24 protein-coding genes are annotated in these 25733 nt (G+C 72.7%); 11 read left to right on the top strand and 13 right to left on the bottom strand.

From position 1 onward, the window contains the following. Position 1 precedes the first annotated feature (1 nt). The 3 genes from ACYUD3_RS11930 to ACYUD3_RS11920 all read left to right on the top strand — a co-directional run bounded on the left by ACYUD3_RS11930 (position 2) and on the right by ACYUD3_RS11920 (position 3222). The gene (locus ACYUD3_RS11930) at positions 2 to 1030 is read left to right on the top strand and encodes a LacI family DNA-binding transcriptional regulator (protein WP_470967814.1); all 1029 of its coding nucleotides are present in this window, start codon (positions 2 to 4) and stop codon (positions 1028 to 1030) included. Positions 1031 to 1120: 90 nt separating this feature from the next. Further along, a complete protein-coding gene (locus tag ACYUD3_RS11925) occupies positions 1121 to 2425 on the top strand; it encodes an alpha/beta fold hydrolase (RefSeq protein WP_470967812.1) in 1305 nt (434 codons plus the stop codon). Positions 2426 to 2427: 2 nt separating this feature from the next. After that, the gene (locus ACYUD3_RS11920; protein ID WP_470967810.1) at positions 2428 to 3222 is read left to right on the top strand and encodes a pentapeptide repeat-containing protein; all 795 of its coding nucleotides are present in this window, start codon (positions 2428 to 2430) and stop codon (positions 3220 to 3222) included. Here ACYUD3_RS11920 and ACYUD3_RS11915 read toward each other — a convergent pair. Beyond that, positions 3187 to 4710 carry a cytochrome P450 gene (locus ACYUD3_RS11915; RefSeq protein WP_470967807.1) on the bottom strand — a complete coding sequence of 508 codons (1524 nt, stop codon included), beginning with the start codon at positions 4708 to 4710 and terminating at the stop codon, positions 3187 to 3189. The genes ACYUD3_RS11920 and ACYUD3_RS11915 overlap by 36 nt on opposite strands. Before the next feature lie 156 nt (positions 4711 to 4866). Between ACYUD3_RS11915 and ACYUD3_RS11910 the strand changes: the two genes are divergently transcribed. Next, entirely contained in the window at positions 4867 to 5472 is a 606-nt protein-coding gene (locus ACYUD3_RS11910; RefSeq protein WP_470967805.1) for a TetR/AcrR family transcriptional regulator, read from the top strand. 107 nt (positions 5473 to 5579) lie between these two features. Further along, positions 5580 to 6323 (top strand): DUF2470 domain-containing protein, encoded by a 744-nt coding sequence (locus ACYUD3_RS11905; protein WP_470967802.1) that lies wholly within the window; start codon positions 5580 to 5582, stop codon positions 6321 to 6323. Positions 6324 to 6436: 113 nt separating this feature from the next. Here the strand turns inward: ACYUD3_RS11905 and ACYUD3_RS11900 are convergent, their stop codons facing one another. The 4 genes from ACYUD3_RS11900 to ACYUD3_RS11885 form a co-directional block, all read right to left on the bottom strand. After that, positions 6437 to 7651, bottom strand: coding sequence for a lactonase family protein (locus ACYUD3_RS11900; protein ID WP_470967800.1), 1215 nt, complete (start codon positions 7649 to 7651; stop codon positions 6437 to 6439). Positions 7652 to 8095: 444 nt separating this feature from the next. Beyond that, entirely contained in the window at positions 8096 to 9223 is a 1128-nt protein-coding gene (locus tag ACYUD3_RS11895; RefSeq protein WP_470967797.1) for a hypothetical protein, read from the bottom strand. A 160-nt stretch (positions 9224 to 9383) separates the two neighbouring features. Then, positions 9384 to 9812 carry a MerR family transcriptional regulator gene (locus tag ACYUD3_RS11890; protein ID WP_470968495.1) on the bottom strand — a complete coding sequence of 143 codons (429 nt, stop codon included), beginning with the start codon at positions 9810 to 9812 and terminating at the stop codon, positions 9384 to 9386. 34 nt (positions 9813 to 9846) lie between these two features. Then, positions 9847 to 10908 (bottom strand): zinc-binding dehydrogenase, encoded by a 1062-nt coding sequence (locus ACYUD3_RS11885; protein ID WP_470967795.1) that lies wholly within the window; start codon positions 10906 to 10908, stop codon positions 9847 to 9849. Between the two features lie 349 nt (positions 10909 to 11257). Between ACYUD3_RS11885 and ACYUD3_RS11880 the strand changes: the two genes are divergently transcribed. Then, positions 11258 to 12565 (top strand): erythromycin esterase family protein, encoded by a 1308-nt coding sequence (locus tag ACYUD3_RS11880; protein WP_470967792.1) that lies wholly within the window; start codon positions 11258 to 11260, stop codon positions 12563 to 12565. 24 nt (positions 12566 to 12589) lie between these two features. Here ACYUD3_RS11880 and ACYUD3_RS11875 read toward each other — a convergent pair whose 3' ends face one another. After that, the gene (locus ACYUD3_RS11875) at positions 12590 to 13084 is read right to left on the bottom strand and encodes an FBP domain-containing protein (protein ID WP_470967790.1); all 495 of its coding nucleotides are present in this window, start codon (positions 13082 to 13084) and stop codon (positions 12590 to 12592) included. Positions 13085 to 13173: 89 nt separating this feature from the next. On the opposite strand from ACYUD3_RS11875, the gene ACYUD3_RS11870 reads away from it, so the two are divergent. Beyond that, positions 13174 to 14256: a DUF3626 domain-containing protein gene (locus tag ACYUD3_RS11870; protein WP_470967788.1), complete on the top strand. Its 1083-nt coding sequence runs from the start codon at positions 13174 to 13176 to the stop codon at positions 14254 to 14256. Here the strand turns inward: ACYUD3_RS11870 and ACYUD3_RS11865 are convergent. Further along, the gene (locus ACYUD3_RS11865; protein ID WP_470968492.1) at positions 14190 to 14804 is read right to left on the bottom strand and encodes a PAS domain S-box protein; all 615 of its coding nucleotides are present in this window, start codon (positions 14802 to 14804) and stop codon (positions 14190 to 14192) included. The genes ACYUD3_RS11870 and ACYUD3_RS11865 overlap by 67 nt on opposite strands. A gap of 293 nt (positions 14805 to 15097) precedes the next feature. Between ACYUD3_RS11865 and ACYUD3_RS11860 the strand changes: the two genes are divergently transcribed. Together ACYUD3_RS11860 and ACYUD3_RS11855 are read left to right on the top strand one after the other, a co-directional pair. Beyond that, positions 15098 to 18217 carry a cytochrome P450 gene (locus ACYUD3_RS11860; protein WP_470967785.1) on the top strand — a complete coding sequence of 1040 codons (3120 nt, stop codon included), beginning with the start codon at positions 15098 to 15100 and terminating at the stop codon, positions 18215 to 18217. A 23-nt stretch (positions 18218 to 18240) separates the two neighbouring features. Next, on the top strand, positions 18241 to 19203 hold the full coding sequence (locus tag ACYUD3_RS11855) for a phosphotransferase family protein (protein ID WP_470967783.1): 963 nt from the start codon (positions 18241 to 18243) through the stop codon (positions 19201 to 19203). Positions 19204 to 19311: 108 nt separating this feature from the next. Here ACYUD3_RS11855 and ACYUD3_RS11850 read toward each other — a convergent pair whose 3' ends face one another. Next, complete coding sequence (locus tag ACYUD3_RS11850) at positions 19312 to 20277, bottom strand: SDR family NAD(P)-dependent oxidoreductase (protein ID WP_470967781.1); 966 nt, start codon at positions 20275 to 20277, stop codon at positions 19312 to 19314. 61 nt (positions 20278 to 20338) lie between these two features. After that, complete coding sequence (locus ACYUD3_RS11845; protein WP_470967779.1) at positions 20339 to 21349, bottom strand: PHP domain-containing protein; 1011 nt, start codon at positions 21347 to 21349, stop codon at positions 20339 to 20341. Between the two features lie 127 nt (positions 21350 to 21476). Between ACYUD3_RS11845 and ACYUD3_RS11840 the strand changes: the two genes are divergently transcribed. Then, complete coding sequence (locus ACYUD3_RS11840; RefSeq protein WP_470967776.1) at positions 21477 to 21713, top strand: hypothetical protein; 237 nt, start codon at positions 21477 to 21479, stop codon at positions 21711 to 21713. Positions 21714 to 21717: 4 nt separating this feature from the next. Here the strand turns inward: ACYUD3_RS11840 and ACYUD3_RS11835 are convergent, their stop codons facing one another. From ACYUD3_RS11835 to ACYUD3_RS11820, 4 genes are all read right to left on the bottom strand, one after another. Further along, on the bottom strand, positions 21718 to 22251 hold the full coding sequence (locus ACYUD3_RS11835) for a VanZ family protein (protein ID WP_470967774.1): 534 nt from the start codon (positions 22249 to 22251) through the stop codon (positions 21718 to 21720). 94 nt (positions 22252 to 22345) lie between these two features. Next, positions 22346 to 23029: a DUF4230 domain-containing protein gene (locus tag ACYUD3_RS11830; RefSeq protein WP_470967771.1), complete on the bottom strand. Its 684-nt coding sequence runs from the start codon at positions 23027 to 23029 to the stop codon at positions 22346 to 22348. Positions 23030 to 23101: 72 nt separating this feature from the next. Continuing rightward, entirely contained in the window at positions 23102 to 23473 is a 372-nt protein-coding gene (locus ACYUD3_RS11825; RefSeq protein WP_470967769.1) for an anti-sigma factor antagonist, read from the bottom strand. A 200-nt stretch (positions 23474 to 23673) separates the two neighbouring features. Next, the gene (locus ACYUD3_RS11820) at positions 23674 to 24111 is read right to left on the bottom strand and encodes a MarR family winged helix-turn-helix transcriptional regulator (protein WP_470967767.1); all 438 of its coding nucleotides are present in this window, start codon (positions 24109 to 24111) and stop codon (positions 23674 to 23676) included. A gap of 122 nt (positions 24112 to 24233) precedes the next feature. Between ACYUD3_RS11820 and ACYUD3_RS11815 the strand changes: the two genes are divergently transcribed. Then, positions 24234 to 25688, top strand: a complete 1455-nt coding sequence (locus ACYUD3_RS11815; protein WP_470967765.1) for an aldehyde dehydrogenase family protein — start codon at positions 24234 to 24236, stop codon at positions 25686 to 25688. The last annotated feature ends 45 nt before the right edge of the window (positions 25689 to 25733 follow it).

Genomic DNA, 25733 nt, shown 5'->3' with positions numbered 1-25733 from the left:
GATGGCCCAGTCGGTGGGGATCAAGGACGTGGCCCGTGCCGCCGGAGTCTCCGTCGGCACGGTCTCCAACGTCATCAACCGCCCGGACACGGTCGCGGCCGAGACCCGGGCGCGGGTGCTGTCCGCGATCGACCGGCTCGGCTACGTCCGCAGCGAGTCGGCGCGGCAGCTGCGCGCGGGCCGCAGCCGGATCATGGGGCTGCTCGTCCTCGACATGGGCAACCCCTTCTTCGTGGACGTCGCCCGGGGCGCCGAGCGGGCCGCCCGGGGCGCCGGGCTCGGCGTGATGGTCTGCAACAGCGCCGAGAGCGCCGACGAGGAGGCCGAGTACCTGTCCCTCTTCGCCGAGCAGCGGGTGCGCGGCGTCCTGCTCACCCCGGCCGACGCGACCGGCCGCAACATCGACTCCTTCCGCCGCCACGGCATCCCGTTCGTGCTGGTCGACCGGGTCGCCGACGGCACGTCCGAGTGCTCGGTCTCCGTCGACGACGTCGCCGGCGGCGCCCTCGCCGTGCGCCACCTCATCGACGCGGGCCACCGCTCCCTCGCCTACGTCAGCGGACCGCCCGGCTTCACCCAGGTCCGCGACCGCCGCACCGGCGCGCTCCAGGCGCTCGCCGAGGCGGGGCTCGCGCCGGACAGCCTGCGGGAGCTGCCGACGGAACGGCTCGACGTGGCCGCCGGGCGGGACGCGGGCGCGCGCCTGCTGGGGCTCGCGGACCGGCCGACGGCCGTGTTCTGCGCGAACGACCTCCTCGCGCTGGGGGTGCTCCAGGCGATGTACTCGGCGGGCGTGAACGTCCCCGACGACCTCGCGATCGTCGGGTACGACGACATCGAGTTCGCCGCCGCCGCTGCCGTCCCGCTGACGTCGGTGCGCCAGCCGGCGGTGACGCTGGGGGCGCTCGCGGCGGATCTGCTGCTGGAGGAGACGGACGAGGAGGGCGGGGGGAAGCGGGGGCACGAGCACCGGAGGGTGGTGCTGCAACCGGAGCTGGTGGTGCGGAGGTCGAGTCTGTCGGCGCGCTGAGGGTTTGCATGATCGAATATGCGGCGCGAGGACCGTCGTCCATGTGCTGAACTGGGACGCGAGCCCGCATCGACCGTTCCTGGAGCACCCTTGACCGTCGTCCGCTACCGCCAGCCCGGCGTCGTCCTGACCGACCACCGCTTCACCGTGCCGCTGGATCACTCCGACCCTGGAGGGGAGACGATCGGGCTGTACGCCCGGGAGGTGGTCGCGAGCGAGAAGGCCGGGCAGGGGCTGCCGTGGCTGGTGTACCTCCAGGGCGGGCCGGGGTTCGGCGCGGACCGCACGGTCGGGCGGGGCGGCTGGCTGGGGCGGGCGCTCCAGGAGTTCCGCGTCCTCCTCCTCGACCAGCGCGGCACCGGCCACTCGACGCCGGCGAACCGCCAGACGCTCCCGCTGCGCGGCGGACCGGCGGCGCAGGCACGGTACTTGAGGCACTTCCGCGCCGACTCGATCGTCCGCGACTGCGAACTGATCCGCCGCGAACTGACCGGCGGCGCGCCCTGGACGGTCCTCGGCCAGAGCTACGGCGGCTTCTGCACGGTCAGTTACCTCTCGCTGGCGCCGGAAGGGCTCGCGGGGGCGCTGATCACCGGCGGTCTGCCGTCCCTCGACGCGCACGCCGACGACGTCTACCGCGCAGCCTATCCCCGCATGGAGCGCAAGGTGGCCGCGCACTACGCCCGTTACCTGCAGGACGCCGAGCGCGCCCGCCGTGTCGCCGAGTACCTCGCGGACCATCCGCAGACGCTTCCCAACGGCTATCGGGTGACGGTCGAGGCGTTCCAGACGCTGGGCATCCTGCTGGGCCGGGGCGACGGCAGCCACCGGCTCCACCACTTCCTGGAGGACGCCTTCGTCCCCACCCCGCGCGGCGAGGCCCTGGCGGACGCCTTCATGGAGAACCTTCAAAGCCACCTCTCCTACGCGAGCAACCCGCTCTACGCCCTGGTCCACGAGTCGATCTACGCCCAGGACACCCGCCCCACGTCCTGGTCCGCGGACCGCGTCCGCACGGAGTTCCCCCAGTTCGACGCGGCGAAGACCCTGGCGGGCGACACACCGCTGCTGTTCACGGGCGAAACGATCCACCCCTGGATGTTCGACTGCGACCCGTCCCTGCGCCCCCTCCGCGAGACAGCCGACCTCCTGGCCGCCGAGACCTCCTGGACCCCGCTGTACGACCCCTCCCGCCTGGCGGCGAACGAGGTCCCGGTCGCCGCCGCGATCTACCACGACGACCTGTACGTCGACACGGCCCACTCCCTGGAGACGGCCCGCTCGATCCGGGGCCTGCGGACGTGGGTGACCGACGAGTTCGAGCACGACGGGGTACGGGCGAGCGGGCCGCGCGTGCTGGACCGGCTGCTGGCGCTCGCCCGGGACGGGGTGTGAGCATGGACGGCCTACGGGGAGACTGCGCGAACTGCCTGGGCCTGTGCTGCGTGCTCCTGCCCTTCTCCCGCTCGGCGGACTTCCCCGTCGACAAACCGGCGGGCACCCCTTGCCGCGAGCTGCGCGCGGACCACCGCTGCGGTGTCCACGCCCAGTTGAGGGAGAAGGGCTTCAACGGCTGTACCGTGTACGACTGTTTCGGCGCCGGACAGAAGGTGACCCGGGCCGTGCTTAGCGGCGAGATACCCGCGCCGGGGTCGCCGCAGTGGCGTCGTACGGCTGAAGTCTTCTCCGTGGTGCGGCAGTTGCAGGAGCTGTCGTGGTGTCTCGGCGAGGCTCTTTCGGTGCGGGCGGCACGGGCGGTGCACGGGGTGGTGCGGCGGATGTCGGCCGAGGTGGAGGCTGTCACCCGGCGGCCGGCCGACGAACTGGTCGTGTTCGACGTCGGCGCGCTGCGCGGGCGGGTCGGTGAACTCCTCTCACAGGTCAGCGAGTTGGCGCGGCCGGGGCGCGGGAAGGCGTACCGGCGGGCGGATCTGACGGGGGCTCGGATGGCGGGCGCCGACCTGAGAGGGGCCGACTTCCGTGGGGCCTTTCTGATCGGGGCCGATCTCAAGGGCGCTGATCTGCGGGGTGCGGATCTGCTCGGGGCGGACCTGCGGGGCGCCGATCTCGCGGACGCCGACCTCCGGGACGCGCTGTTCCTGACGCAGGCTCAAGTCAGCTCCGCGCGGGGGAGTTTGGGGACGCGGCTGCCGGGGTCAGCCGGCCGGCCGGTGCACTGGGCAGCGGGGTGAGTCGGTATCGGCCGGCTCGACGGGCGGCTGCTGGGCGGCCGTTGGTGTCGGTGTGCGGCGTTCCAGGTTCAGGCGCAGGCCCGCCGGCATGAGGGTCAGGCGTTCCGTCACGCGCAGCTGGTAGGCCGGGTCGGGGTGGAAGTCGTAGCGGCGCAGGAGGAGGCCCAGGACCAACAGGGACTCGTGCAGGGCGAATTGGCGGCCTATGCAGGCGCGGGCGCCGGTGCCGAAGGGCTTGTAGGTGTGGGCGGGGCGGGTGCGGATCGCCGACGGGTCGAAGCGGTCGGGGTCGAACGCGTCCACGTTCTCGCCCCAGGCCTCGGGGTCGCGATGGAGCATCGCCGAGAGGACGAGGGTCCAGGCGCCCTTGCGCATCGGGTGCTCTCCGGCGAGGACGGTGTCCTCGCGGGCCTCGCGGGCGAAGGCGGGGGCGGTCGGCCACAGGCGCAGGGTCTCGTCCAACACCCTGCGGACGTAACGGAGTTTGGCTATCTGGTCGTAACCGGGGGTGTCCGTCGGACCCCAGACGCGGTCCACCTCGGCGCGGGCGCGGGCCGCGACCTCGGGGTGCAGGGAGAGGTAGTGCAGGGCGAAGGAGAGGGCGCCGGAGGTCGTCTCGTGGCCGGCGACCAGGAAAGTGATCACCTGGCGGCGGACGTTCTCCACGGAGAGGCGCTCACCGGTCTCCGGGTGGGCCGTGTCCAGCATCCGGTCGAGGAGGTCGCCCTCGCCGCCCCCCTGCGCACGCCGCTCCTGGACCAGCGCGTCGACCGTGCGGTTCAGATACGCCATGTCGGACTCGTTGCGCCGGGTCTCGCGGCGCAGGAGGAGCGGGATCAGGGGCGCGGGAACGGAGTTGAGGCGCTGGGCGTAGGTCAGGGTGCCGACCATCGCCGTCACGAAGGGGTGCAGCCGGGGGCGCTCGAAGGAGCCGAAGTCATGGCCGAAACCGGTGCGGGAGATCGTCTCCAGCGTCAGCTTGGTCATGTCGCCGGGCACGTCGACGCTTCCGCCGGCCGCCGTCGTACGGTCCCAGTGGTCGGTCAGCCGGGCCGCCACGTCCAGCATCATCGGGTGGTACGCCGCCATCGCGTCCTTGCTGAACCCCGGCGCCAGCACGTCGTGCGCGAGCTGCCAGTTGGGCTCGTGGTTGTACGCCGTGAACAGCGCGTCCCCGGCGATCGGCCGCAGGTTGGCGATGCCGAGCCCCACGTGCTTGGCGAACCTCGACTCGTCCGCGAGGTCCACCGCGAGCTTCGCGCCCCAGGTGAAGACGATCTCCTTGCCGAACCCCTTGCGCCGGAAGATCGGCCCGAGCGCCCCGGCGTACCGCAGCGAGTCCTGGAGCGGCGTCTCCCGGTTCACGCCCAGGACGTCCCCGAGGAACGGCACCCGGTGCGGTGGATGCGGGATGCGCTCCAGCTCCGGCCAGCCTTCCCTGGCGTCCCGGAACCCCTTCGGCGGACCGGTTCCCGTCGTCCCCGTCATGACGCGATCTCCCTTGATCCCGCGGTGCGTTCGGCCGTCGGTCCGCTGCCCTCCGGGGCGTCGGACCCGCGCCGCCGCTGCCGTGTTGTACGTGCGTTCAACAACGTGATTTCAGTCTGGTCCCGCCGTTGAACCCGAGTCAAGTAAGGTGCCCGCATGGCCGCCGAGGAGGGGGAGCGGGTCCGGCGCAGGCTGGGGCCCGAAGAGCGCCGTGAGCAGTTGCTCGCGGTCGGCTCGCGGCTGTTCTCCGAGCGCCCCTACGACGAGGTCCGCATCGAGCGGGTCGCGGAGATCGCCGGGGTCTCGCGGGGGCTGCTGTACCACTACTTCCCGACGAAACGGGAGTTCTTCGCGGCCGTCGTCGAGTACGAGAGCGCGCACATGCTCCAGCTGACGGCGGCGGTCCCGGGCGTGCCCGCGCGCTCCCAGCTCTCCGCCGGGCTCGACGCGTTCCTGGAGTACGTCGAGCGGCACGCCCATGGGTTCCGGGCCTTCCACCGCGCCGACGCCGCCGGCGACCAGGGGGTGCGCCGCGTCTATCAGCGGGCGCTCGCCGCGCAGGAGCGGCAGATACTGGCCGCGCTCGCCGCCGATCCCGAGTTCGGGCCGCTCTTCGGCGAGCGGGCGGACGTGCGGCTCGCGGTGCGGGGGTGGCTGGCGTTCGTGACCGCCGTGTGCCTGGAGTGGCTGCGCGGGGGTGAGTTGGGGCGGGAGCAGGTGCGGGAGCTGTGTGTGCGGGCGTTGTTGGGGGTGCTGGTGTGAGTGGGGGCGCGGGTCCGGTGTGAGCCGTGCCTCTTCGAGGAGGGGCGTGGTTGGCGTGCACCCCGATCTTCGGTAGGTTAGGCAAGGCTTACCTAAGGAGGTCTTTGATGGGTGACAGCATGGGTGACAGCGTCGGCGACGGCCAAAGCTGGACGGCCGCCCCCACGGCGGCGCAGCGCGCCCGGTCGGTCCTCGCCACCGCGTGGTCCTGCGGGGTCACCGCGGACGGCGGCCGCGAGGAGTTCGTCGGCGCCCACACCGTCACCGACGACGGCAGGGTGGTCCTGCGCGTGCCCGAGGACAGTGCCCTGCTCACGGCCGCGATCTGCGCGCCGCGCGGGGAGCCCTCCGCGGTGCTGGAGTTCGCCGACGTCGCGCCCGTCGCCGTCCGGGGCCGCATCCGCGCCCGGCTCTGGCTGGCCGGCTGGTTCGCCCCCGAGGACGGCGGCCTCGGCTTCCACGCCACGCGCATCGTACTGAAACTGCCCACCGGCGCGGTCGTCGTCGACCGCGACGACTATGCCACCGCCGCGCCCGATCCGCTGGCCGGCGCCGAGGCCCAGCTCCTCACCCACCTCGCCGACGCCCACCCCGACGCCGTCGAACGCCTCACCCGCCTCGTCGCCCGCGACAGCCTCCACGGCGCCGTCCGCGTCCACCCGCTCGCCGTCGACCGTCACGGGCTGACGCTGCGCATCGAGCGGGCGCGTACGCAGGGCGACGTGCGGCTGCTCTTCCACACTCCGGCGGACGATGTCGCTCAACTCACCGAGCGGATGCATGTGCTGCTGACCCAGGCGAGCGCGGCGTCTTGCCCGCGGGCGTTGCAGCGGCAGCGGGAGGAGGGGTAGGGGAGGCTGGGGGGCGGGCCGGGCCGGGCCGGGCTGGGCTGGGTCGGGCTGGGTCGGGCCGGGGCTGGGGGTCGGGGGCTTCGGCTTCGGGCTTCGGTGTGGGCTGTCCATGCCTACGTCGGTACCGTGCAGACCGCCATCGGTGAGGTGAACGGCTCGGCCGCCGAACGGAGTTCGCCGCTCGCCGCGGCCACGTGGAACACGCTGACCGAACCGGACCGCTGGTTGGACGCGAACAGGAGCCGGCCGTCCGGGGACAGGGCGAGGTGACGGGGGAAGGCGCCGTCCACGGACACGGTGTCCAGCAGCCGCAGCCTCGCGCCCGCGTTCTCGATCGCGTACCGGGCGATCGTGTCGTCACCCCGGTTGGCGAGGAACGCGTGGGCCCCGTCGGGCGTGACGGCCAGCTGGGCCGGGTAGTTGGGGGTCTTCCGCGAGCCCGTGGACTGGGGCTCGCCGATGGTCAGCCGGCCGGACTCCGCGTCGTACACGCAGACGGCGACCGTGTCGTCCACCTCGTTCGCGAGATACGCGTACCGCCCGCCCGGATGGAACGTCAGCTGCCGCGGCCCCGCGCCCGGGCGGGTCTGCGCCCGGGAGACCTCGGTGAGGGTGCCGGCGGTGTCGTCGAGCCGGTAGCTGTACACACAGTCCGTGCCGAGATCGACGGCGAGCACGTGCCGCCCGTCCGGCGCGCTCACGAACTGGTGCGCGTGCGGCCCCTGTTGACCCGGGCCCGGCGCGGGGGAGGAGTGCACGACGGAGTCGGTCCGCTCGCCGAGGGCGCCCGAGGCGTCGATGGGGTGCACGGCGATGCTCCCCGAACCGTAGTCCGCGCTCAGCAGCCAGCGACCGCTGGGATGCACCGAGAGGTGACAGGGGTGGGCCCCGCCGGTCCTGCGGCTGCCCAGGACGGCCCGGTCCGCGAGGCGTACGGCGGTCACGGCGCCCTGTTCCTGTTCGTTCACCGCGTAGAGGGTGCGGCCGTCGGGGTGGGGGGCGAGGAAGGAGGGGTCGGGGACGCCGGTGATGGTGCCTACGGGGGTGATCCGGCCCGTCGACGGGTAGTAGGTCGCGATGCGGATGCCCTGGCCGCCGTCGGTGGGGGTGGTGTAGGTGCCGATGTAGAGGGGGCGGGGGGTTTGGGGGGTGGGGGTGGCTGAGGGGGAGGTGCCGGTGCCGGTGCTGGGTGAGAGGGCGAAGTCCTCGTTCTGGGCGGTGGGTGCCGAGGTCTGGGCGGAGCATCCGGTTGCGGCGATGCCTACGGCGCCGGCGACACCGCTGCCGAGCACTCCGACGAATCGGCGGCGGCTCATCGACTTGGCCATGCGCACCCACCTCACCTTCCTCGACCGGCTCTGACGTCCTCGCCACCATGGCTTGCGGCCCCGCCCGAACGCAAAGTCTCCGGCTCCTGTCCTTCGGCTTCCTCCGGCGGGACCGTGTCCTTCTGGCACCGGCCTGTCATGACAAATCCCGGCGCTGTGCGGGTTTGGGGGGAGGGATCTGGGGGCTCCGGGGGGAAGGGTCGGGTTGGTCCGTGAGATGGGACACAGGGTGGGGGGAGCAGGGGTGCCGGGTGTCGGGGGCGGGGCGGGGGCGGAGGCTGAGTGTGGAGTTTGGGGGCCGGTGTCCGTGTCGGTACCCGTCCCCGGAGCCCGGAGCCCGGAGCCCGGAGCCCGGAGCCCGGAGCCCGGAGCCCGGAGCCCGGAGCCCGGAGCTGGTGGGTGCGGTCTGCGCTTCCGGCATCCCCCTCGTCCGTCCCTCGCCCCTCACCACTCCCCGTCCTCCACTGCCCTCCCCTTCGCGTCCTTCAGCGGTGTCACCTGGTCCGGTGTCGGGGGTTCCCAGGGTTCGTGGTCGTCGCCGATCCAGTCGCCCACGGGGCGGACCCCGTGCAGGGCGTCCGTGGGGGGCAGGTCCTGGGCCTCCTCGTCGTAGTAGTCGAACCACGGAAGGCCCGCGCGGGTGTAGGCGGCGCGGTCGACCGGGGACGGGGGCGGCAACTCGCCCGTGATGCGCTGCCAGTCGGGCGGGGTGACGAGGTGGACGAAGACCCGGCCCGCTGGAGTGGGGGACCAGTCCTCCAGAGAGCGCTCGTCCTGGTAGACCTCCTGATGCATCGAGCCGCCTACGCCCAGGCCCATGGCGGGGGCGGCGGGGGTGGACATGGCGGGCAGAGCTGCTGAGGCGCTGTATCCGCTGTGGCCTCCGGACGTGCTGTGGCTCCCGGATCCGCCGTAGCCCTCGGACATGCCGTAGTCCTCGGATGCGCCGTGCTCCCCGGAGCCGCCGTGCACCCCGGCCCCCGCCCCGGACAGCCCCGCGCCGCCGAATCGTGGCCCCCGCCTCAGCCTGCGCTGGGCCTCCCTCCAGAGGGCCTGCTTCTGTTCGGTCAGGGCGAAGGACTGGAGCTGGACGCCGCCCCAGATCTCCTCGCCGGTGAGCTGGCCCTCTACGGTCGCGCCCAGGCCTAGGGGGACGGCGACGAACTGGCGGACCGTGCCCTTGCCGGAGTTGATGCCGTCCAGCCAGGGCTGGCGGGGGAGGGGCAGGTAGTTCTGCGGGGTCTGGGAGAGGCGGTCGCTCCAAGGTGTGCCGGAGACCGCGCAGACCTTGCCGACGCCGACCTGGAGCGCGACGGGCTCATGGGTCCCGGCGAAGCTCAGCCACATCGCCTCCCGCAGATACACCGGGAGCATGATCCCGCCCCGCGCCAGCCACTGCCCGGGCGCGGTGTCCGGATAGTCCGCGATCCGCCGGACCGGGAACTCACCGAGCCCTGGCGGCAGCGGATGCGTCCCCTTCTCCGGCAGCCGCAGTGTCCGCACGAAACGAACGGCCGCCCCGCCCGGCAGCCTCACCGTGTTCCCGTCGATCCGCACTCCGCTGTCCGCCATGACCCGCTCCCCTCTTCCCGTCTGCCCGCGCCGTCCGCCACTGCTTCGAGAACGCCCCGTCCTCGCCGGCCAGTTCCCCACCTCCACTCGACCGCTCGTTCGAGTGAAACCCTCCGGCGGGGGAACCGAAAGAGACAAGTCGGTACGAGAGCCCCCCTCGTCAGCGCCCCCTCACCCCGGCGTGCACCACCCCCGCGTCCACCCCCGCCTCCTCCCGGCAACTGACCAGCCGCTCCCGCAAAGCGTCCCGCAACCGCGTGAGCCGCTCGATGTCCGCGTCCAGCGCGGCGATCCGCCGCTCCACGACCACCGTCCCCGCACCCGCCTGCCGCTGGAGATCCGGCGATCCGCCGGGCGGCGGGTCCGTCACGAGCAGCGGCAGCCGGTCCGCGAGGGCGTGCAGATCCTCGACCGTGAGCCCTAGGGCGAGCAGTTGCCGGATGGTGCGCAGGAGGGCGAGTTCGTCGGGGCCGTAGTCGCGCTGGCCGGTGCCGCTGCGGGGCGGCGGCGGGAGGAGGCCGCGCTGTTCGTAGAAGCGCAGCGCCCTGGGTGTCGTACCCACGGCCGCCGCCGCGTCGCCGATCCGCATGGTGGAACCCTTCCGCCCGTTCCGGCGGCGGTCGTCAGCCATGGGTGCCTGTCGACTCGACGACGACCGTGCCGAAATGCTGTCCCTCGAACAGTTCCTGCAACGCTTGGGGAGCCCGTTCGATGCCCGGTACGCGCGTGAGGGGGAAGCGGATCTCGCCGGACCGCAGCCAGCCGGCGAACCGCGCGGTCCACTCGGCCGCCACGTCGGGGTGACCGGTACCGGCGTATCCCTGGAGAGACACCCCCTTGAGGATCAGGGGGAAGGCGTCGAACTCCACGGGCGCGTCATCGCCCGTGCCGTCCGCCCTCAGCTGTCCGGACAACGCGCCCACCAGGGCGAACCGGGCGCCGGGCCGGGCCGCGTCCACCGCCGCGCGCAGCTGGGCGCCGCCCACGTTGTCGACCAGGACGTCGATCCCGTCCGGCGCCGCCTCGGCGAGCTGCGCCGCGAACTCCCCGCCGGAGCCCGGGGTGCGCCAGGAACCGGCGGTCACGACGGCGTCGTACCCCAGCTCCGCCACGAGGCGGTCGGCCTTGTGCGGGGAACCTGTGGTGCCCACGACCCTGGCGGCGCCCAGGAGGCGCGCGATCTGGCCGGCCAGGGTGCCGACCCCGCCGGCCGCCCCGGTGACCAGGACGGTGTCGCCCGCGCGGACGCCGGTCAGCCGGGTCAGCGCGCCATAGGCGGCGGCCCCGGAGGACAGTGCGGCGGCCGGGTCGGGCAGCGCCGGGTCGACCGGGACGCACTCCGCGGCGGGGACCAGGGCGTACTCCCGCCAGCCGAGCATGTGCGTGACCAGGTCACCGGGGCGCAACGGGCTGTCGTCCGGGGCGTGCAGCACTTCGCCGAGCGCCGGTCCGAGCAGCGTGTCGCCCGGCCGCAGCCCCGGCATCGGGGCGCCCTTCACGGCCCCGCCGAGCAGGGTGCGCAGCCCGCCGAAGACCTGGGACTGCCGGTTGCGGACCAGGACTTGACCCCGCGCGGGAGCGGGCACGGCGGCCTCGACGACCGCGAAGTCCGCAGCCTTGGGCAGCCCCTTGGGAACGGCGGTCAACTGCACCTCTCGGCCGGCGCGGGGCAGAGGGACGGTCATGGGTGGCCTCCAGGGAAGTCGCGGACGATGAGCCCGCGCGCGTGGACGAGACGAACGGGGAAACCCGCGCGCGTAGGCGGACGGCTTGCCCCGCGCGCGTACGAGCGCAGCGCGACGGACGACAACACCCGCGCGCGTAGGCAGCCGACCACCGACACCCCCGCGCGCGTGCGCACCCCGGGCACCCCGAGGCGCGCAGACGCTAACCCCTGACCCGCACGTCAAAGGCAACCCCCGCCCTCCGAGCACCCCCTGGGGCAAACCCCCGCCCCCGGCTCCGGCTGACCGCACCCCCACGACGGAGGCCCACCGGATGGTTCACGCCCACCCCGCCAGGAACCCTTGGATCATGAAACGCGCCCGCCTGGCAGCCGCCCTGACCCTCCTCGCCCTCACCGCCGCCGCGACCCCGCCGGCCGCCCTGGCGGCGGACCGCACGGACACGGTCGTCACGGCCCTGGACCGCGCCGCACACCCCCTGGGCACCCCCGAACCCACGCTGCTCCCCCTGGACCGCATGATCGGCGCAGCCAGGGTCGTCGGGTTCGGCGAGGCCACCCACAGCTCCCACGAGTTCTTCGCCCTCAAGGCACGCGTCTTCCGCCACCTCGTGGAGGCGAAGGGCTTCCGCACCTTCGCGCTGGAGGCCCCCTGGAGCACCGGCCTGCGCCTCGACGCGTACGTCGTGCACGGCCAGGGCGACCCCGAGGCGATCTTCCGGGAGGAGTTCCAGCGGGACTACCTGTGGTGGAACAACACCGACTACCTGGCCCTCGTGCAATGGATGCGCGCCTACAACATCGCCCACCCCGACGACCCCGTCCGCTTCCTCGGCGACGACATCGCCTGGACCGGACCCGAGGTCTACGACGACGTCGAGGCGTACGTCGCCCGCCACCACCCGCGGCTGCGCGCGCGGTTCGCCGAGCTGTACGACGGACTGCGGCCCACCCAGCGCCCGGGCGCCTACATCCAGGCCTACCTGGACACGCCGTACGGCGTCCGCAAGGAGCGCGCCGAGCGCACCGCGGAGGCGCTCAGGCTGCTCGAGAAGCAGCCGGCCGGGCCGGACCACGCGCGGGTGGTGCAGAACGCCACCGCGATCGACCGTACGGCGGGGCAGTACGCCTTCGACTACGACCGCCCCCAAGGGGTCGTCGCCGCCATGGGATACCGGGACGAGGCCATGGCCGCCAACGTCGCCTGGTGGGCCGGACACACCGGCACCAAGGTGCTGCTGTCGGCGCACGACGCGCACGTGGGCTACGTCCCCGTGGACACCGTCAACTACCCCAAGATGCAGGGCGCGTTCCTCAGGGACCGGCTCGGCGCCGGGTATCTCAGCGTCGGCGTCACCTTCGGGCAGGGATCGTTCAACGCCACCGGGCCCGACGGGACGATCCGCCGCTGGACGGTGGGCCCGCCCGCGCGCGGGAGCAACGAAGCGACCCTGGGGCGCGTGCGGTACCAGGACTACCTCCTGGACCTGCGCACCGTCGGCGCACCCGCGCGCGCGTGGCTGCACACCGCGCGGCCCACGCGCAGCATCGGCACCGCCTACCCGGACGACGGCCCCGACGAGGTCGCCCTCGCCGCCGCCCACGACGTCCTGGTCCACCTCCACCAGGTGACGGCGGCTCAGCTGCGCGATCAGTGACTCCCCGGGGTCAACAGCCCCGGGTCACGAGGAGAGCTTGTCCAGGAACGCCGACAGATGGCCCGTCGTCCGCGCGATCTGCTCCTCCACGGTCAGGCTCTCCTCCATCCGGCTCCCCGCGTCGGGCACCTTGCGCCCGCGCACGTAGAGCGAACAGGCAAGGTCGGCGCACATGTACAGGCCCACCGAGTTCCCCTCGCGGCCCGCCGCGCCCGCTTTGCGCGCGGTCATCAGGCAGACCCCGCCGCCCCGGTGCGTCGTCAGGCACAGCGAGCACATGCTGCGGTGCAGGGCGCCGCGCTGCGTGGACGGGAAGCGCAGCGTCACCCCGACCGGCCGGCCGTCCCGTTCGGCCACCAGATAGCTGCGGTCGGGCGCCCCCGGATCACGCCACCCGAGGAAGTCCAGCTCATCCCAAGGCCGTTCATCCAGATCACGCGGCACAGCCAGCCGCTTGGCCTCGCCTTTTGAACAGTTGATGAAGGACCCGCGGATCTCCTGCTCACTCAACGGGCGCATGGCTAACCTCCGGTAAAAGGATTGGAGTTCTCAAACCTAGGGGCTCTAGGTTCGCCTCTAAGTTAGGCAGCGGACAACGGGGGCAGCCAATGGATTTCGAGACCACGGCACCAGCACGCGCGCGGGACGTCATGTCACCGGACTCCCCACGCGCGCGCAGAGCGATCGCCCACGTCACCTCCCACGCCTCCGGCCCACCCGTCCCCCCGGACCTCCGCATCACCCTCAACCTCCACCCCGACCGCACCGCGGCCGGCGTACCCGTCCTGCGCGCGCTCGCGCGGGACGGCGTCTACCACTCCCAGTTCGTCACCGGCACCAGCAACGGCGGCCTCACCGCCCACCCCGGCGGGGACCGTTGGCACTGGGAGAGCCGGATCTTCGGAGGCTGCTACGACGACGCCGAGCCCGCCGAGCGGCCCGTGTACGGCGCCCTCGACTTCCGCCGCCAGAGCGTCGGCGCGGCACCCCGCTTCGGGTCCTGCCACTTCCGCCTGAACCCGGGCGTGCTCGACCGCGCCACCTTCTGCTACCCCGACAGCGCCGCCGGACCCACGGACTTCGGTGTCGCCGCCGCCTCCTCGCTGATCGCCCTCGCACAGGCCGACGACCGTGACGCCCTCGACGACTACATCGAGACCCAGGTGCACGGCGGTGTCGACCTCGCGCGCGATGCCGAGGCCCTCGTCCTGGACAGCTGCTACCGGGGCACGGCGGTGGAGGCCGACGCCCGCCTGCTGCCCTGCCCGGTCGACTGGCACCCCGGCTACCGCATCACCGTCGACGCCCTGTACGACCACGCCGACTACCGGGGCCGGGAGTTCGCCGACCTGGGCGCCGAGATCGCCGGGGCCGGCCGGATCATCACCCCGCGCGTCATCGGCGACGCGGCCCGAAGCGGCCGGTACGCCCTCCAGGACCTCAAAATGGTCTGGCACACCCTCGCCCGCCACGGAGCCCCGAAAGACGCCGGAACGGCCGCACAGACCCCTTCACGGGGCTCTCAGACGCCTTCGGCGCCGACGCAGGCACCCCCGACGCCGACGCGAGCCCCCGTCCAGACACCCCCCGCCCAAACACCCCCGGCACCGACACAACCCCCCGCTCAGACATCCCCCACCCCCACCGCCACCGGCGGCCACACCCCCGCCGCCAGCACCCCCACCGCATAAGCCCGCGCCACCAGCTCCGTACGGTTCGCCGCCCCCCAGCGAGCCGACAGGCGCCGCAGGTGGTAGTTCACGCCGTCCACCGTGAGCCCGGTCTCCCGGGCCGCCCGGGCGGTGGTGGCGCCGGCGGCGAGGAGGGTGAGGACGCGGGCCTCGGCCGGGGTGACCGATTCCGCGGGGGGCGCCGGGACGGGCTCCTCGTGCGCGATGTGGAGCATGATCAGCAGGGCCGGTGTCATGTCGACGCTGTCACTGATCGGGTCGGCCATCAGATCGCCGTGCCGCGTCGACCCGTCGGGCCGCCGCCAGCGCACCGCGATCTGGTAGCGCGAGCGGTGCCGCAGCCGCAGCGCCTGGGCGATCCGCTCCACCTGGACCGCGTTCACCGGCTGGAACAGCTCCAGGACGGCCAGCCCCCGCAGCCGCCCCGGCGGCACCCCGCACTCCGCCGCCATCGCCGGATTCGCCAGCAGCACCGCCCCGTACACGTCACACACCGCGATCGGCATCGCCACCCGGTCGAACAACTGAAACGCCCGGTTGCGCCATATGACCGCCTCCCGCGCGGCAGCATCACGCCGCCCGGCCTCCGCATCGCGCCGCCCCGCCTCCGTCTCCCAGGCCACGCCATCGCCCCGCCCGGCCTCCCGCTCCGCCACACCTCTCCCCTCGGCTTCCCGTTCGCAACGACCCTACCCGCGGCCCCGCGCAAACCCCTTGGCGAACTTTTGACTACAGGATCGTGTAGTCCCGCCGCCCTCCTCCCCCACGGGAGTGGATCACGCTGGAACGGCTGCACCGTTACCGCACGTCCACTCGTTCCCGGAAAGGCAGTTGGCGCGTCATGTCTGCCACAGCACTGCGACCGCTCACCACCGACATCCCCGTCGTCGACGTCAGCGGCGACGGGTTGGACAACTCCCCGATGCAGCGGGTGATGGGGCTCATGCGGGAACACGGGCCGGTGCTGGTGCGACGGTTGCACGGGCACGACGCGCTGCTCGTCGCGGACCTCGCCATGGTGGAGGACCTCGCGGACGAGACCCGGTTCGCGAAGTTCGTCAACCCCGGTCTCAGGTTCGTCCGCGAGTTCACCGCCGACGGCCTGTTCACCGCGTACAACGACGAGCCCAACTGGGCCAAGGCGCACGACATCCTGATGCCCGCGTTCGCGCTCGGCTCGATGCGGACGTACCACCCGGTCATGCTGAAAGTCGCACGTCGCCTTATTGACAGCTGGGACCGCGCCGAACGCGCCGGAACGCCGGTCGACATCTCCGACGACATGACGCGGATGACCCTCGACACCATCGGACTCGCCGGATTCGGCTACGACTTCGGCTCCTTCGGGCGCGCCGAGCCGCATCCCTTTGTCGACGCGATGGTGCGCTGCCTGGAGTGGAGCATGACCCGCCTGGCCCGCGTCCCGGGCGGCGACTACTCGGCCGCCGACGCCGCGTTCCAGGACAACTCCACCTATCTCGCCAAGGTCGTCGACGACGTCATCGCTTCCCGCACCGGCGCCGACCAGTCCGCCGCGACCGACCTCCTCGGCCTGATGCTGAGCGCCCCGCACCCGGCCGACGGCACCACCCTCGACCACGCCAACATCCGCAACCAGGTCATCACTTTCCTCATCGCCGGTCACGAGACCACCTCCGGCGCCATGTCCTTCGCCCTGCACTACCTCGCCAAGAACCCCACCGCCCTGCGCCTGGTGCAGCAGGAGGCGGACGCGATGTGGGGCGACCAGAAGGACCCCGAGCCGACGTACGACGAGGTCGGCCGGCTCACCTACACGCGCCAAGTCCTCAACGAGGCCCTGCGGTTGTGGCCCACGGCCGCCGCGTTCAGCCGCCAGGCCCTGGAGGACACCGTCATCGGCGGCCGGGTGCAGTTGCGGGCCGGGGACTTCGCGACCGTCGTCACGCCGATGCTGCACCGGCAGCCGGTCTGGGGCGACAACCTTGAGCTGTTCGACCCCGACCGCTTCACCGCCGAGGCCGAGCAGGCCCGCTCCCCGCACGCCTTCAAGCCGTTCGGCACTGGTGAACGCGCCTGTATCGGACGGCAGTTCGCGCTGCACGAGGCGACGATGCTGCTGGCCATGCTGGTCCACCGCTACCGCCTCCAGGACCACGCCGACTACCGGCTCAGCGTCAAGGAGACCCTCACCCTCAAGCCCGTCGGCTTCACCCTGACCCTGGCCCGGCGCACCCCGACTCCCCAGCGCGCCCAGCAGGTCGCCGCCCGCGCGGACAGCCCCGCCTCCGCCGCCCGCGTCCGCCCCGGCACCGCCGCCCTCTTCCTGCACGGCAGCAACTACGGCACCTGCCGCGAATTCGCCGCCCAACTCGCCGAAGAGGCCGAGGACTTCGGCTGCACGACGCGGACGGCCCCCCTCGACGACTTCGCCGAGGGCCTGCCCACCGACCGCCCCGTCGTCATCACCGCCGCCTCCTACAACGGCCGCCCCACCGACGACGCCACCGCCTTCGCCGCCTGGCTGGACGGCGACCACGACCTCACCGGCGTCACCTACGCCGTCCTCGGTGTCGGCGACCGCAACTGGGCCGCCACCTACCAGCACGTCCCCACCCGCATCGACAGCCGCCTCGCCGAACTCGGCGCCACCCGCCTCGTCGAGCGCACCGCCGCCGACGCCTCCGGCGATCTCCTGGGCGCCGTAGGGGAGTTCAAGGCCAGGCTGCGCACCGCCCTGCTCGCCGAGCACGGCGACCCCGACGCCGCCGCGCAGGCCCCGCAGGCGCCCCAGGACGGCTACACCGTCCGCGTCCTGACCGGCGGCGCCGTCGAAGCCCTCGCCGCCCGCCACGACCTGCTGCCGATGACGGTCACCGAGGCCCGCGACCTGACCGCTCCCAACTACCCGCGCCGCAAGCGGTTCTTGCGCGTGGCCCTCCCCGAAGGCGTCACCTACCGCACCGCCGACCACCTCGCGGTCCTCCCCGCCAACGCGCCCCAGCTCGTCGAACGCGCCGCAGCCGCCTTCGGGCTGGACCTCGACGCCGTCCTCGACATCCGCGCCCCGCGCCGCGGCATCGCCGTCGACCGGCCGGTGACGGTACGTCAACTCCTCACCCATTACGTCGAGTTGCAGGACCGCCCGACCGCCGCCCAGCGCGCCGAACTCGCCGCCGCCAACCCCTGCCCGCCCGAGCGCGCCGCCCTCCTCGCCCTCGCCGACGACGACCCGCGCACCCTCGTCGAACTCACCGAGGCCAACCCGGCGCTGCGCGAAGCCCTGGAACTGCCCCAACTCCTCGGCCTGCTCCCGCCGTTGCGCACCCGCCACTACTCCGTCTCCTCCGCGCCGGCCGTCGACCCCGCCCACGTCGACCTGATGGTCTCCCTCCTCGACGCCCCCGCCCGCTCGGGCAACGGCCGCTACCAGGGCACCGGTTCGCACCACCTCGCCGGACTCGCCCCCGGCGACACGCTCCACGCCCGCCTCCAGCCCTGCCGCGAAGCCTTCCGCGTCGCCCCCGATACCCCGGTCATCATGATCGCGGCCGGCACCGGACTCGCCCCCTTCCGCGGCGCCATAGCCGACCGCACCGCGGCCGCCGCGACCACCCAACTCCCGCCCGCCCTCTGCTACTTCGGCTGCGACGCGCCCGACGCCGACTTCCTGCACGTCGAAGAGCTCCAGGCCGCCGACGCGGCCGGCGCCGTCTCCCTGCGGCCCGCCTTCAGCGCCGGCGACAACCCCCGGTTCGTCCAGCACCGCATCGCCGAGGACAGCGCCGAGATCTGGGCACTGCTGAACCAGGGCGCCCGCGTCCACGTCTGCGGCGACGGCTCCCGCATGGCCCCCGGCGTCCGCGAGGCATTCCGCGAGCTGTACCGCGAACACAGTGGTGCGGACGGGGCGGCAGCGGAAGAATGGCTCAGCGAACTTTTCCTGACCGGCAGGTACGTCGAGGACGTCTACGCTGGCTGACCGCACCCGACGGGGGCAGACACATGAACGACGCCTGGGAACAGGCCCGCACGGCACTGAAGTCGGCGGGCCTGCCCCCGGACCGCCTCGCGGCCCTGACCCCCCTCACCGGCGGCACCTACAACACGGTCGAAGAACTCCGCCTCACCGACGGCACCCGCTACGTCCTCAAAACGGCCCCCACCACCGAGGGCCTGAGCCACGAACGCGATCTGCTCGTCGCCGAGGCGGAGTTCTACGACGGCGCCGCCCGCGCCGCGGTCCCCGCCCCGCGCACCCTCACCCTGGACGACGACAGCGGCACACCCCGCCTCCTGATGACCGCCGTCCCCGGCACCCCCTGGCCCGAAGCGGACCTCACCCCCGCCGAACACGCCACCCTGCGCGCCGAGTTGGGCCGCCACGTGGCCGCACTGCACCGGATCACCGGACCCGCCCACGGCTACCCCTCCGGCGCCCTCGGACCGCTCGCCGCCGACTGGCGCACGGCGTTCACCGGAATGCTCGCCGCCGTCCTGCGCGACACCGAACGCTACCGCCCCCAACTCCCGCTCCCCGCAGGCGAGATCGCCGCGACCCTGGCGCGCGCGTACGACGCCCTCGACGAGGTCACCGTCCCCCGGCTGGTCCACTTCGACCTCTGGCCCGGCAACATCCTCGTCGAACGCACCCCCGAAGGCCCCCGCGTCGGCGGACTCATCGACGGCGAGCGGATGTTCTGGGGCGACCCGCTCGCCGACCTCGTCTCCCTCGCGCTGCTCTCCGACATCCGCGAGGACGAGGTGTTCCTGGAGGCCTACGGGCAAGGGGAGTTCGACGTCCCGGCCCGGCTCCGGCTCGCCCTCTACCGCGCCTACCTCTACCTGATCATGCTGACGGAGACGGTCCCGAGGAAGGCCGACGCCGGGCAGGTCCGGTGGGTCCAGGAGACGGTCGCGCCCGAACTGCTCGCGGCGCTGGCCGAGATCGGGGCGCTGACCCCGTAGGAGCCCTCCGAACAGAGAGCCCTCCGAAGCGGCCGACGCCCCGGACCCGGTACAGCCGAAGCCCCGGACCCAGTACAGCCGGCGCCCCGAACTCAGTTGCCGAAACGGCTACTTGGCGAACGCGTCCACACCCGTCCGCTCCGCCGACAGCTCCCACAGCCGCGCCGCCTGCTCCCGGTCCACCGCCCAGTCCTTGACCCCGGAAGTGCCCTGCACAGCGCCCTCGGCGATGTCGCAGTCCTCCAGATAGACCCCGCCCATCCCGTCCAGCTGCGGCGAGGTCGCCGCCCAGACCTGGGTGGCCGCCCCCTCCTCCGGGCTCTTGAAGCCCTGCGGGTTGAGCGGGACGCCGTTCTCGTCGATCCAGCCCCGCTCGACCATCTCCTCCTTGGCGAGGTGCCGCTGGAGCGGGGTGAGGATGCCGCCGGGGTGCAGGGCGAACGAGCGGACGCCGAACTCCTGGCCCAGCGCGTCGAGTTGGACCGTGAAGAGGACATTCGCGGTCTTCGCCTGACCGTACGCCTCCCACTTGTCGTAGCCCTGCCGCCAGTCGATGTCGTCCCAGCGGACGGGGGAGAAGTGGTGGCCGCGAGAGGAGACGGACACGACGCGGGCGCCGCCGGGCGTGAGGGCCGGCCAGAGGCGGTTGACCAGGGCGAAGTGCCCGAGGTGGTTGGTGGCGAACTGGGCCTCCCAGCCCGGTCCGACCCGGGTCTCGGGGCAGGCCATGACGCCCGCGCTGTTGATGACGAAGTCGAGGGAGCGCCCGGTGCTAAGGAACCGGTCGGCGAAGGCGCGCACGCTCTCCAGATCGCCCAGGTCCAGCTCGTCCACCTCGACGCCGGGCAGGCCCTGGACGGCCTCGCGCGCCGCCTCGACCCGCCGGGCCGGTACGACGACCCGCGCGCCCGCCTTGGCCAGCGCCCGCGTCGTCTCCAGGCCGAGGCCCGAGTAGCCGCCGGTCACGAGGGCCAGCCTGCCCGTGAGGTCGAGGCCCGCGAGGACGTCGTCGGCGGTGCTGTGCGCGCCGAAACCGGAACCGATCTTGTGCTGAGGGGTGATGCCGTTGGTCATGCCGGAAACGCTACGAATTGGAGCGCTCTCGAAGTCAAGCGCATTCATGGCGCGCCGCGCACTACGCCCCGTGGGCCCAGTCCAGCAGCTTGTCGTACGGCCATGTGTTCACCACCCGCTCCGCCGGCACCCCGCACTCCTGCGCCCGCGCGCACCCCAGCACCTGCCAGTCCAGCTGCCCCGGGGCGTGCGCGTCGGTGTCGACCGAGAACAGCGTCCCCGCCGCCACCGCCTGCCGCAGCAGCCGCCGGGGCGGGTCGAGGCGCTCGGGCCGGCTGTTGATCTCCACCGCCGTGCCCGCCTCCGCGCACGCCGCGAACACCTCCGCCGCGTCGAACACCGACTCCGGCCGCTCCCGCCCCGAGATCAGCCGCCCCGTGCAGTGCCCCAGCACGTCCGCGTACGGGCTGCGCACGGCGGCCACCATCCGCCGGGTCATCGCGCGGGCGTCCATGCGCAGCTTGGAGTGCACCGACACGACGACCAGGTCGAGCCGCGCCAGCAGCTCGGGCTCCTGGTCCAGGCCGCCGTCGTCGAGGATGTCGCACTCGATGCCGGTCAGCAGCCGGAACGGCGCCCAGGCCGCGTTCAGCTCCGCGACGGCCTCCAGCTGGCGGCGCAGCCGGTCGGGGCTCAGGCCCCGGGCGACCGTCAGCCGGGGCGAGTGGTCGGTCAGCACCGCCCACTCATGGCCCAGCGCGATCGCCGTACGGCCCATCTCCTCGATCGGGCTGCCGCCGTCGGACCAGTCCGAGTGCAGATGGCAGTCGCCGCGCAGCAGGGCGCGCAAGGTCTCGCCGCCCGGCGGCGGCCAGGGCTCGGTCTCCAGTTTCGCCAGGTAGCCGGGGGTGCGCCCGGCCAGCGTCTCCCGTACGACCTGCGCCGTCTTCGGGCCGATCCCCTTCAGCGACTCCAGCGTCCCGGCGCCGGCCCGCTGCGCGACCTCCGCCGCCGGCAGCCCCGCGAGCAGCCGGGCCGCCGTACGGAAGGCCTTCACCCGGTACGGCGGCGCCAGGGACCGCTCCAGCAGGAAGGCGATCCGCTCCAGCGCCGCCACGGGGTCCGGGGTCACCCCACCAGGGTCGCGCGGGGGCGGCGCGGGCGCCCGCCGAGTCCGGCGGGGCCGTCGTCACCGCAGGTCAGAGCCTGCCCGACGCCGTCAGGTCGCGGTCGGCCGTACGCGCTCTACGCTCGATGGCATGACCGAAATCGCGAGCCCCCACATCTCCCATCCGCGGGTCATGGTGCTGGGTGTGCAGCCCGGCACCCCTCCCTTCCGCATCGTGGAAATCGACGGTCAGGTCGTCGGGGCGGCCCGCACCATGGCCGACGTCCTGGAGACCGCCGCCACGTTCGGCGCCCCGATCGACGACCTCGACGACCCCGACCTGATCCGCTGGGTCGGCGGCGACCGCTACACCTGGAAGCCGCGCTGACCGCCTACGTGCGGGCGTGCACGCCCCGGCCGAGCCGGCGGCCCAGGAGCAGGTAACCCACCAGCGCGCCGGACGTGTTGAGGATGACGTCGTCGATGTCGAACGCCCGCCCGGTGATCAGCGCGCCCTGGGCCAGCTCGACCAGCAGCATCACGATGCCGGTGAGAAGCAGCACCTTCAGCACCCCGCGCGCCCTGGGCGCCAGCACCGGCACGAGCACCCCGAACGGCACACCCAGCAGCAGGTTCCCGCCGATCTGCTTCACCGCGTCCCGCGCGGCGGGCTGCTCCAGATAGGCCCGCAGAGAGTGCCCCGGCCGCAGGTTGGAGTGCACGAACGGCACCGAGGCGGGCGACGGCTCCAGCGTCATCCGCGCGAGGAACACCGCGAACCCGACCATGACGGCGAACGCCACGAGCATGATCGGGAGCCGCAGGACGAGGGGGAGGGGGCGGGGTACTTTACGGGGTTTCTCAGGAGGGGCGACCGGAGGTCTTTTCGTCAACGTCGTACGTATACGTGAGGCTGCGCGGGACATCTGCGGTCCTCCAGGCTTCAACTGCCGTACGTCATACCCCTGTTACCCCGAAGCCGCCCGAGGATGCCGGAGCCGGTTCCCCGGGCGGGCCCGCTCACGTCCCGTACGAGACGGTCACCTCCTTGAACCCCAGGGACCGCAGCAACCCCTTGAGCATGTCCGTGGTGTTGGTCTCCGCGCGGGCGGTCAACCCGCTCTGCTTCGCCGCGTCCCCGATGTGCTGCACGGCCAGTTTCTGCACCGCCTGCTCGCTGTTGGGGTTGCCGGAGAACAGGTCGCCGAGGCGGTCGAGCAGCCCGCGCTGCTTGGAGACGGCGTAGGAGCGGTCGGGGTCGAGGGCGGGGGCGGCGAGCTGGGCGTGCGGGAGGTTCAGCACGGCCGTCGTACGGTCGCCGTTGACCTGCACGTCCTGGCCTGCGACCTTGCCGAGGTCGACGTAGGCGTCCACCGTGCCCGCCCCGACGTACAGGGTGCGGGTGCCGCGGATCGCGCTGGGGAGGTACTTGGCGTCCTTCTCCAGATCGACGACGACCTGGAAGTTGCCGGAAGCCGCGTCGTAGCGGCTCATGTCCTGGATGGACTCCAGCAGGGCGGGGCCCGTGCGGTCGTGGCTCTCGGTGCCGAAGAAGTCGCGCAGGCCCGGCAGCAGGCTCAGCCGGATCCCGGCGAACATCACGACGAGCACGAGCACGATCCCGGTGAGCACTTTCGCCCAGCCGGGGAAGCGGCGGGCGGGGCGTGCCTCGGGGGCCGCGGCGGGCTTGGTGGGAGTCGTCATGGCGGTCCTCCTTCCACAGTAGGGTTCCCGCCAACTGCGTTTCCGCACCGCCTTGTTGACGACCTGTGACAGCTAGGCGGGCCCCGCCCCCGCCAGGGCCGCCTCGACGGTCGGGGCGGGCGGCAGCAGCTTGGACAGGCCCGTCGCCCGCAGCACCCGCAGGGTCAGCGGATGGACGCACACCAGCCGCAGCTGCCCGCCGCGCTCCAGGACCCGGGTGCGGGCCCGGTACAGCAGCCGCAGCCCGGAGCAGTCGAAGAACTCGACGGGCGTGAGGTCGATCAGGACGTGCGGGGCTGGGCCCGTGACCGTCTCGTCCAGATGTGGCTGGATCTCCAGCGCCGCGACGATGTCGATCTCACCGCGGAACTCCAGCACGACATACCCCTGTTCACCGCGGACGCGCAGGTGAGGGGTGTCGACAAGGGGTTCCTGAGGCACCATGGCATTGCCTCCAGCACGGGCCGGCGGTCGGATTCTTCGGACACTGGGGAGCGCTCGGCGGAGCCTGCCCCAGCAAGTTACCCCCGATGGAATGAATTCCAGCATGTTCGATTGACATATGTCTTCGAAAATGAACGGCTCATATCCGGCCGTGACTGCCTGTGTTCACGACGGACCGGTACACCGACCCCGCGCGCGCCCTACGACAACGCCTGCCACGCCTTCGTCAACGCCTGCCGGAACTGCTCCCGCTGACGCTCCGTCAACTCCCCGCTCATCCGCTCCTCCAGCTCCCGCACCGGCCCCGCGTGCCGGGCGAGCAGCGCGCGCCCCTCCGCCGTGAGCCGGATCAGCAGCTCGCGCCGGCTGGCCGGATTGCGCTCGCGGAGCACCAGCCCCCGGTTCTCCAGCGAGCGGACGAGGTCGGCGATCGACTGCGCGGTGACGAAGGAGTCCCGGGCCAACTGGGCGGCGGACAGCCCGTCATGGCGCTCCAGCACCGTCAGCGCCGTGTACTGCAAAGCCGTGATCCCGGACGGCTTGACCAGCTCGTCCAGGTGCGAGCGGACGACCAGCTCCACCTGCTTGACCATGTACAGCAGGGAGGGGGGTGTTTTGGCTGCATCACTTCCGGCCATAGGGAGGAGCGTAAAGCATTGACAGGAAACCTGTCTGTGATGAAACTGCGGACCATCAGGAAACCTGATGGTTGAACCTTTGGCGACGAGGCCGAGGGCGCCGTACACCTGAGGAGTGGGCGATGACCGCCTTCCAGACCGACCCCGGGCAGCTGTTCATCGACGGTCAGTGGCGCGAAGCCGCCGACGGGGCCCGCACCGAGGTGATCGACCCCTCCCGGGGCACGGTCTTCACCACCGTCGCCGAAGCGGGCCCCGCCGACGTCGACGCCGCCGTACGCGCCGCCCGCGAGGCCTACGAGAACGGCCCCTGGGCGAAGATGACCGGGCGCGAGCGGGGCCGGATCCTGCACCGCGCCGCCCAGTTGATGCGTGAGAACGAGGACGAGCTCGCCGCACTGGAGAGCCTGGACGCCGGCAAGCCGATCACCCTCGCGCACGCCGTCGACGTCACCAACTCCGCCAACGACTACGAGTACTTCGCCTCCCTCGCCCTCCGCCTCGACGGCGCCGCCCGCGAGACCCAGTCCGGCGCCCTCGCCTACACCCGGCGCGGCCCGCTGGGCGTCGTCGCCGCGATCACCCCCTTCAACTTCCCGCTGATCCTGGCCGGTACGAAGATCGCGCCCGCACTCGCCGCCGGGAACACGGTCGTTCACAAACCCGCTGACGAAACCCCGCTCAGCGCCCTCTACATGGCCGAGCTGCTCCAGCGCGCGGGCCTGCCCGACGGCGTCCTCAACGTCGTCACCGGTACCGGACCGGTCGCCGGAGAGGCCCTGCTGCGCCACCCCGGCATCGACAAGGTCGCCTTCACCGGCTCCACCGCCGTCGGCCGGCACGCCGCCGGGATCGCCGGGCAGGCGCTCAAACCGGTCACGCTGGAGCTCGGCGGCAACGCGGCCCACCTCGTCTTCGAGGACGCCGACCTGGAGAAGGCCGTCGCCGCCGTCATCAAGGGGTTCGTCTTCAACAGCGGCCAGTTCTGCATGGGCGGCCCCCGGCTGCTGGTCGCCCGCGCGGTCCTGCCCACCCTGCTGGGGATCCTCGCCGACGCCGTCCCCGCCGTCCCCGTCGGCGACCCGCGCGACCCCGGGACCGTCGTCGGCCCGATGGCGGGGGAGCGGCACCTGCGCAAGGTCGAGGAGTACGTCGACCTCGCCCGCAAGGAGGGCGGCCGGATCGTCTGCGGCGGGGAACGGCTGGAACTCGACGGCGGCTACTACTACCGGCCCACCGTCATCGCCGACCTCCCCAACGACTCGCGCGTCGTCCAGGAGGAGGTCTTCGGCCCCGTCCTCACCGTCCAGCCCTTCGACTCCGAGGACGAGGCGATAGCCCTCGCCAACTCCACGCCGTACGGCCTGGCTTCGGGCGTCCAGACCCGCAACCTGGCCCGCGCCCACCGGGTCGCCGACCGGCTCCAGGCGGGCATCGTCTGGATCAACGACTGGGCGCTGCTGGACTCGGCGGTGCCCTTCGGCGGGGTCAAGGAGTCCGGCTACGGGCGGGAGTACGGGCCCGAGGCGCTGGAGGGGTACATGAAGGTCAAGTCCGTGGTGGTGTCCCTCGACTGACGGTTCATCAGAAATCAACTGACCTCATCCTCAAGGGAGTCCAGC

This window comes from Streptomyces sp. AMJ-169 (assembly GCF_055597585.1).
Note: the sequence above shows the minus strand (reverse complement) of the source record. Positions and strands in the feature narration are given on the sequence as shown.

Excerpts from the sequence above, each read along its gene's own strand:
- ACYUD3_RS11930 (WP_470967814.1), top strand. The coding sequence starts at position 2 with ATGGCCCAGTCGGTGGGGATCAAGGACGTGGCCCGTGCCGCCGGAGTC.
- ACYUD3_RS11920 (WP_470967810.1), top strand. The coding sequence starts at position 2,428 with ATGGACGGCCTACGGGGAGACTGCGCGAACTGCCTGGGCCTGTGCTGC.
- ACYUD3_RS11915 (WP_470967807.1), bottom strand. The coding sequence starts at position 4,710 with ATGACGGGGACGACGGGAACCGGTCCGCCGAAGGGGTTCCGGGACGCC.
- ACYUD3_RS11910 (WP_470967805.1), top strand. The coding sequence starts at position 4,867 with ATGGCCGCCGAGGAGGGGGAGCGGGTCCGGCGCAGGCTGGGGCCCGAA.
- ACYUD3_RS11905 (WP_470967802.1), top strand. The coding sequence starts at position 5,580 with ATGGGTGACAGCATGGGTGACAGCGTCGGCGACGGCCAAAGCTGGACG.
- ACYUD3_RS11900 (WP_470967800.1), bottom strand. The coding sequence starts at position 7,651 with ATGGCCAAGTCGATGAGCCGCCGCCGATTCGTCGGAGTGCTCGGCAGC.
- ACYUD3_RS11895 (WP_470967797.1), bottom strand. The coding sequence starts at position 9,223 with ATGGCGGACAGCGGAGTGCGGATCGACGGGAACACGGTGAGGCTGCCG.
- ACYUD3_RS11890 (WP_470968495.1), bottom strand. The coding sequence starts at position 9,812 with ATGCGGATCGGCGACGCGGCGGCGGCCGTGGGTACGACACCCAGGGCG.
- ACYUD3_RS11885 (WP_470967795.1), bottom strand. The coding sequence starts at position 10,908 with ATGACCGTCCCTCTGCCCCGCGCCGGCCGAGAGGTGCAGTTGACCGCC.
- ACYUD3_RS11880 (WP_470967792.1), top strand. The coding sequence starts at position 11,258 with ATGAAACGCGCCCGCCTGGCAGCCGCCCTGACCCTCCTCGCCCTCACC.
- ACYUD3_RS11875 (WP_470967790.1), bottom strand. The coding sequence starts at position 13,084 with ATGCGCCCGTTGAGTGAGCAGGAGATCCGCGGGTCCTTCATCAACTGT.
- ACYUD3_RS11870 (WP_470967788.1), top strand. The coding sequence starts at position 13,174 with ATGGATTTCGAGACCACGGCACCAGCACGCGCGCGGGACGTCATGTCA.
- ACYUD3_RS11860 (WP_470967785.1), top strand. The coding sequence starts at position 15,098 with ATGTCTGCCACAGCACTGCGACCGCTCACCACCGACATCCCCGTCGTC.
- ACYUD3_RS11855 (WP_470967783.1), top strand. The coding sequence starts at position 18,241 with ATGAACGACGCCTGGGAACAGGCCCGCACGGCACTGAAGTCGGCGGGC.
- ACYUD3_RS11850 (WP_470967781.1), bottom strand. The coding sequence starts at position 20,277 with ATGACCAACGGCATCACCCCTCAGCACAAGATCGGTTCCGGTTTCGGC.
- ACYUD3_RS11840 (WP_470967776.1), top strand. The coding sequence starts at position 21,477 with ATGACCGAAATCGCGAGCCCCCACATCTCCCATCCGCGGGTCATGGTG.
- ACYUD3_RS11835 (WP_470967774.1), bottom strand. The coding sequence starts at position 22,251 with ATGTCCCGCGCAGCCTCACGTATACGTACGACGTTGACGAAAAGACCT.
- ACYUD3_RS11830 (WP_470967771.1), bottom strand. The coding sequence starts at position 23,029 with ATGACGACTCCCACCAAGCCCGCCGCGGCCCCCGAGGCACGCCCCGCC.
- ACYUD3_RS11825 (WP_470967769.1), bottom strand. The coding sequence starts at position 23,473 with ATGGTGCCTCAGGAACCCCTTGTCGACACCCCTCACCTGCGCGTCCGC.
- ACYUD3_RS11820 (WP_470967767.1), bottom strand. The coding sequence starts at position 24,111 with ATGGCCGGAAGTGATGCAGCCAAAACACCCCCCTCCCTGCTGTACATG.
- ACYUD3_RS11815 (WP_470967765.1), top strand. The coding sequence starts at position 24,234 with ATGACCGCCTTCCAGACCGACCCCGGGCAGCTGTTCATCGACGGTCAG.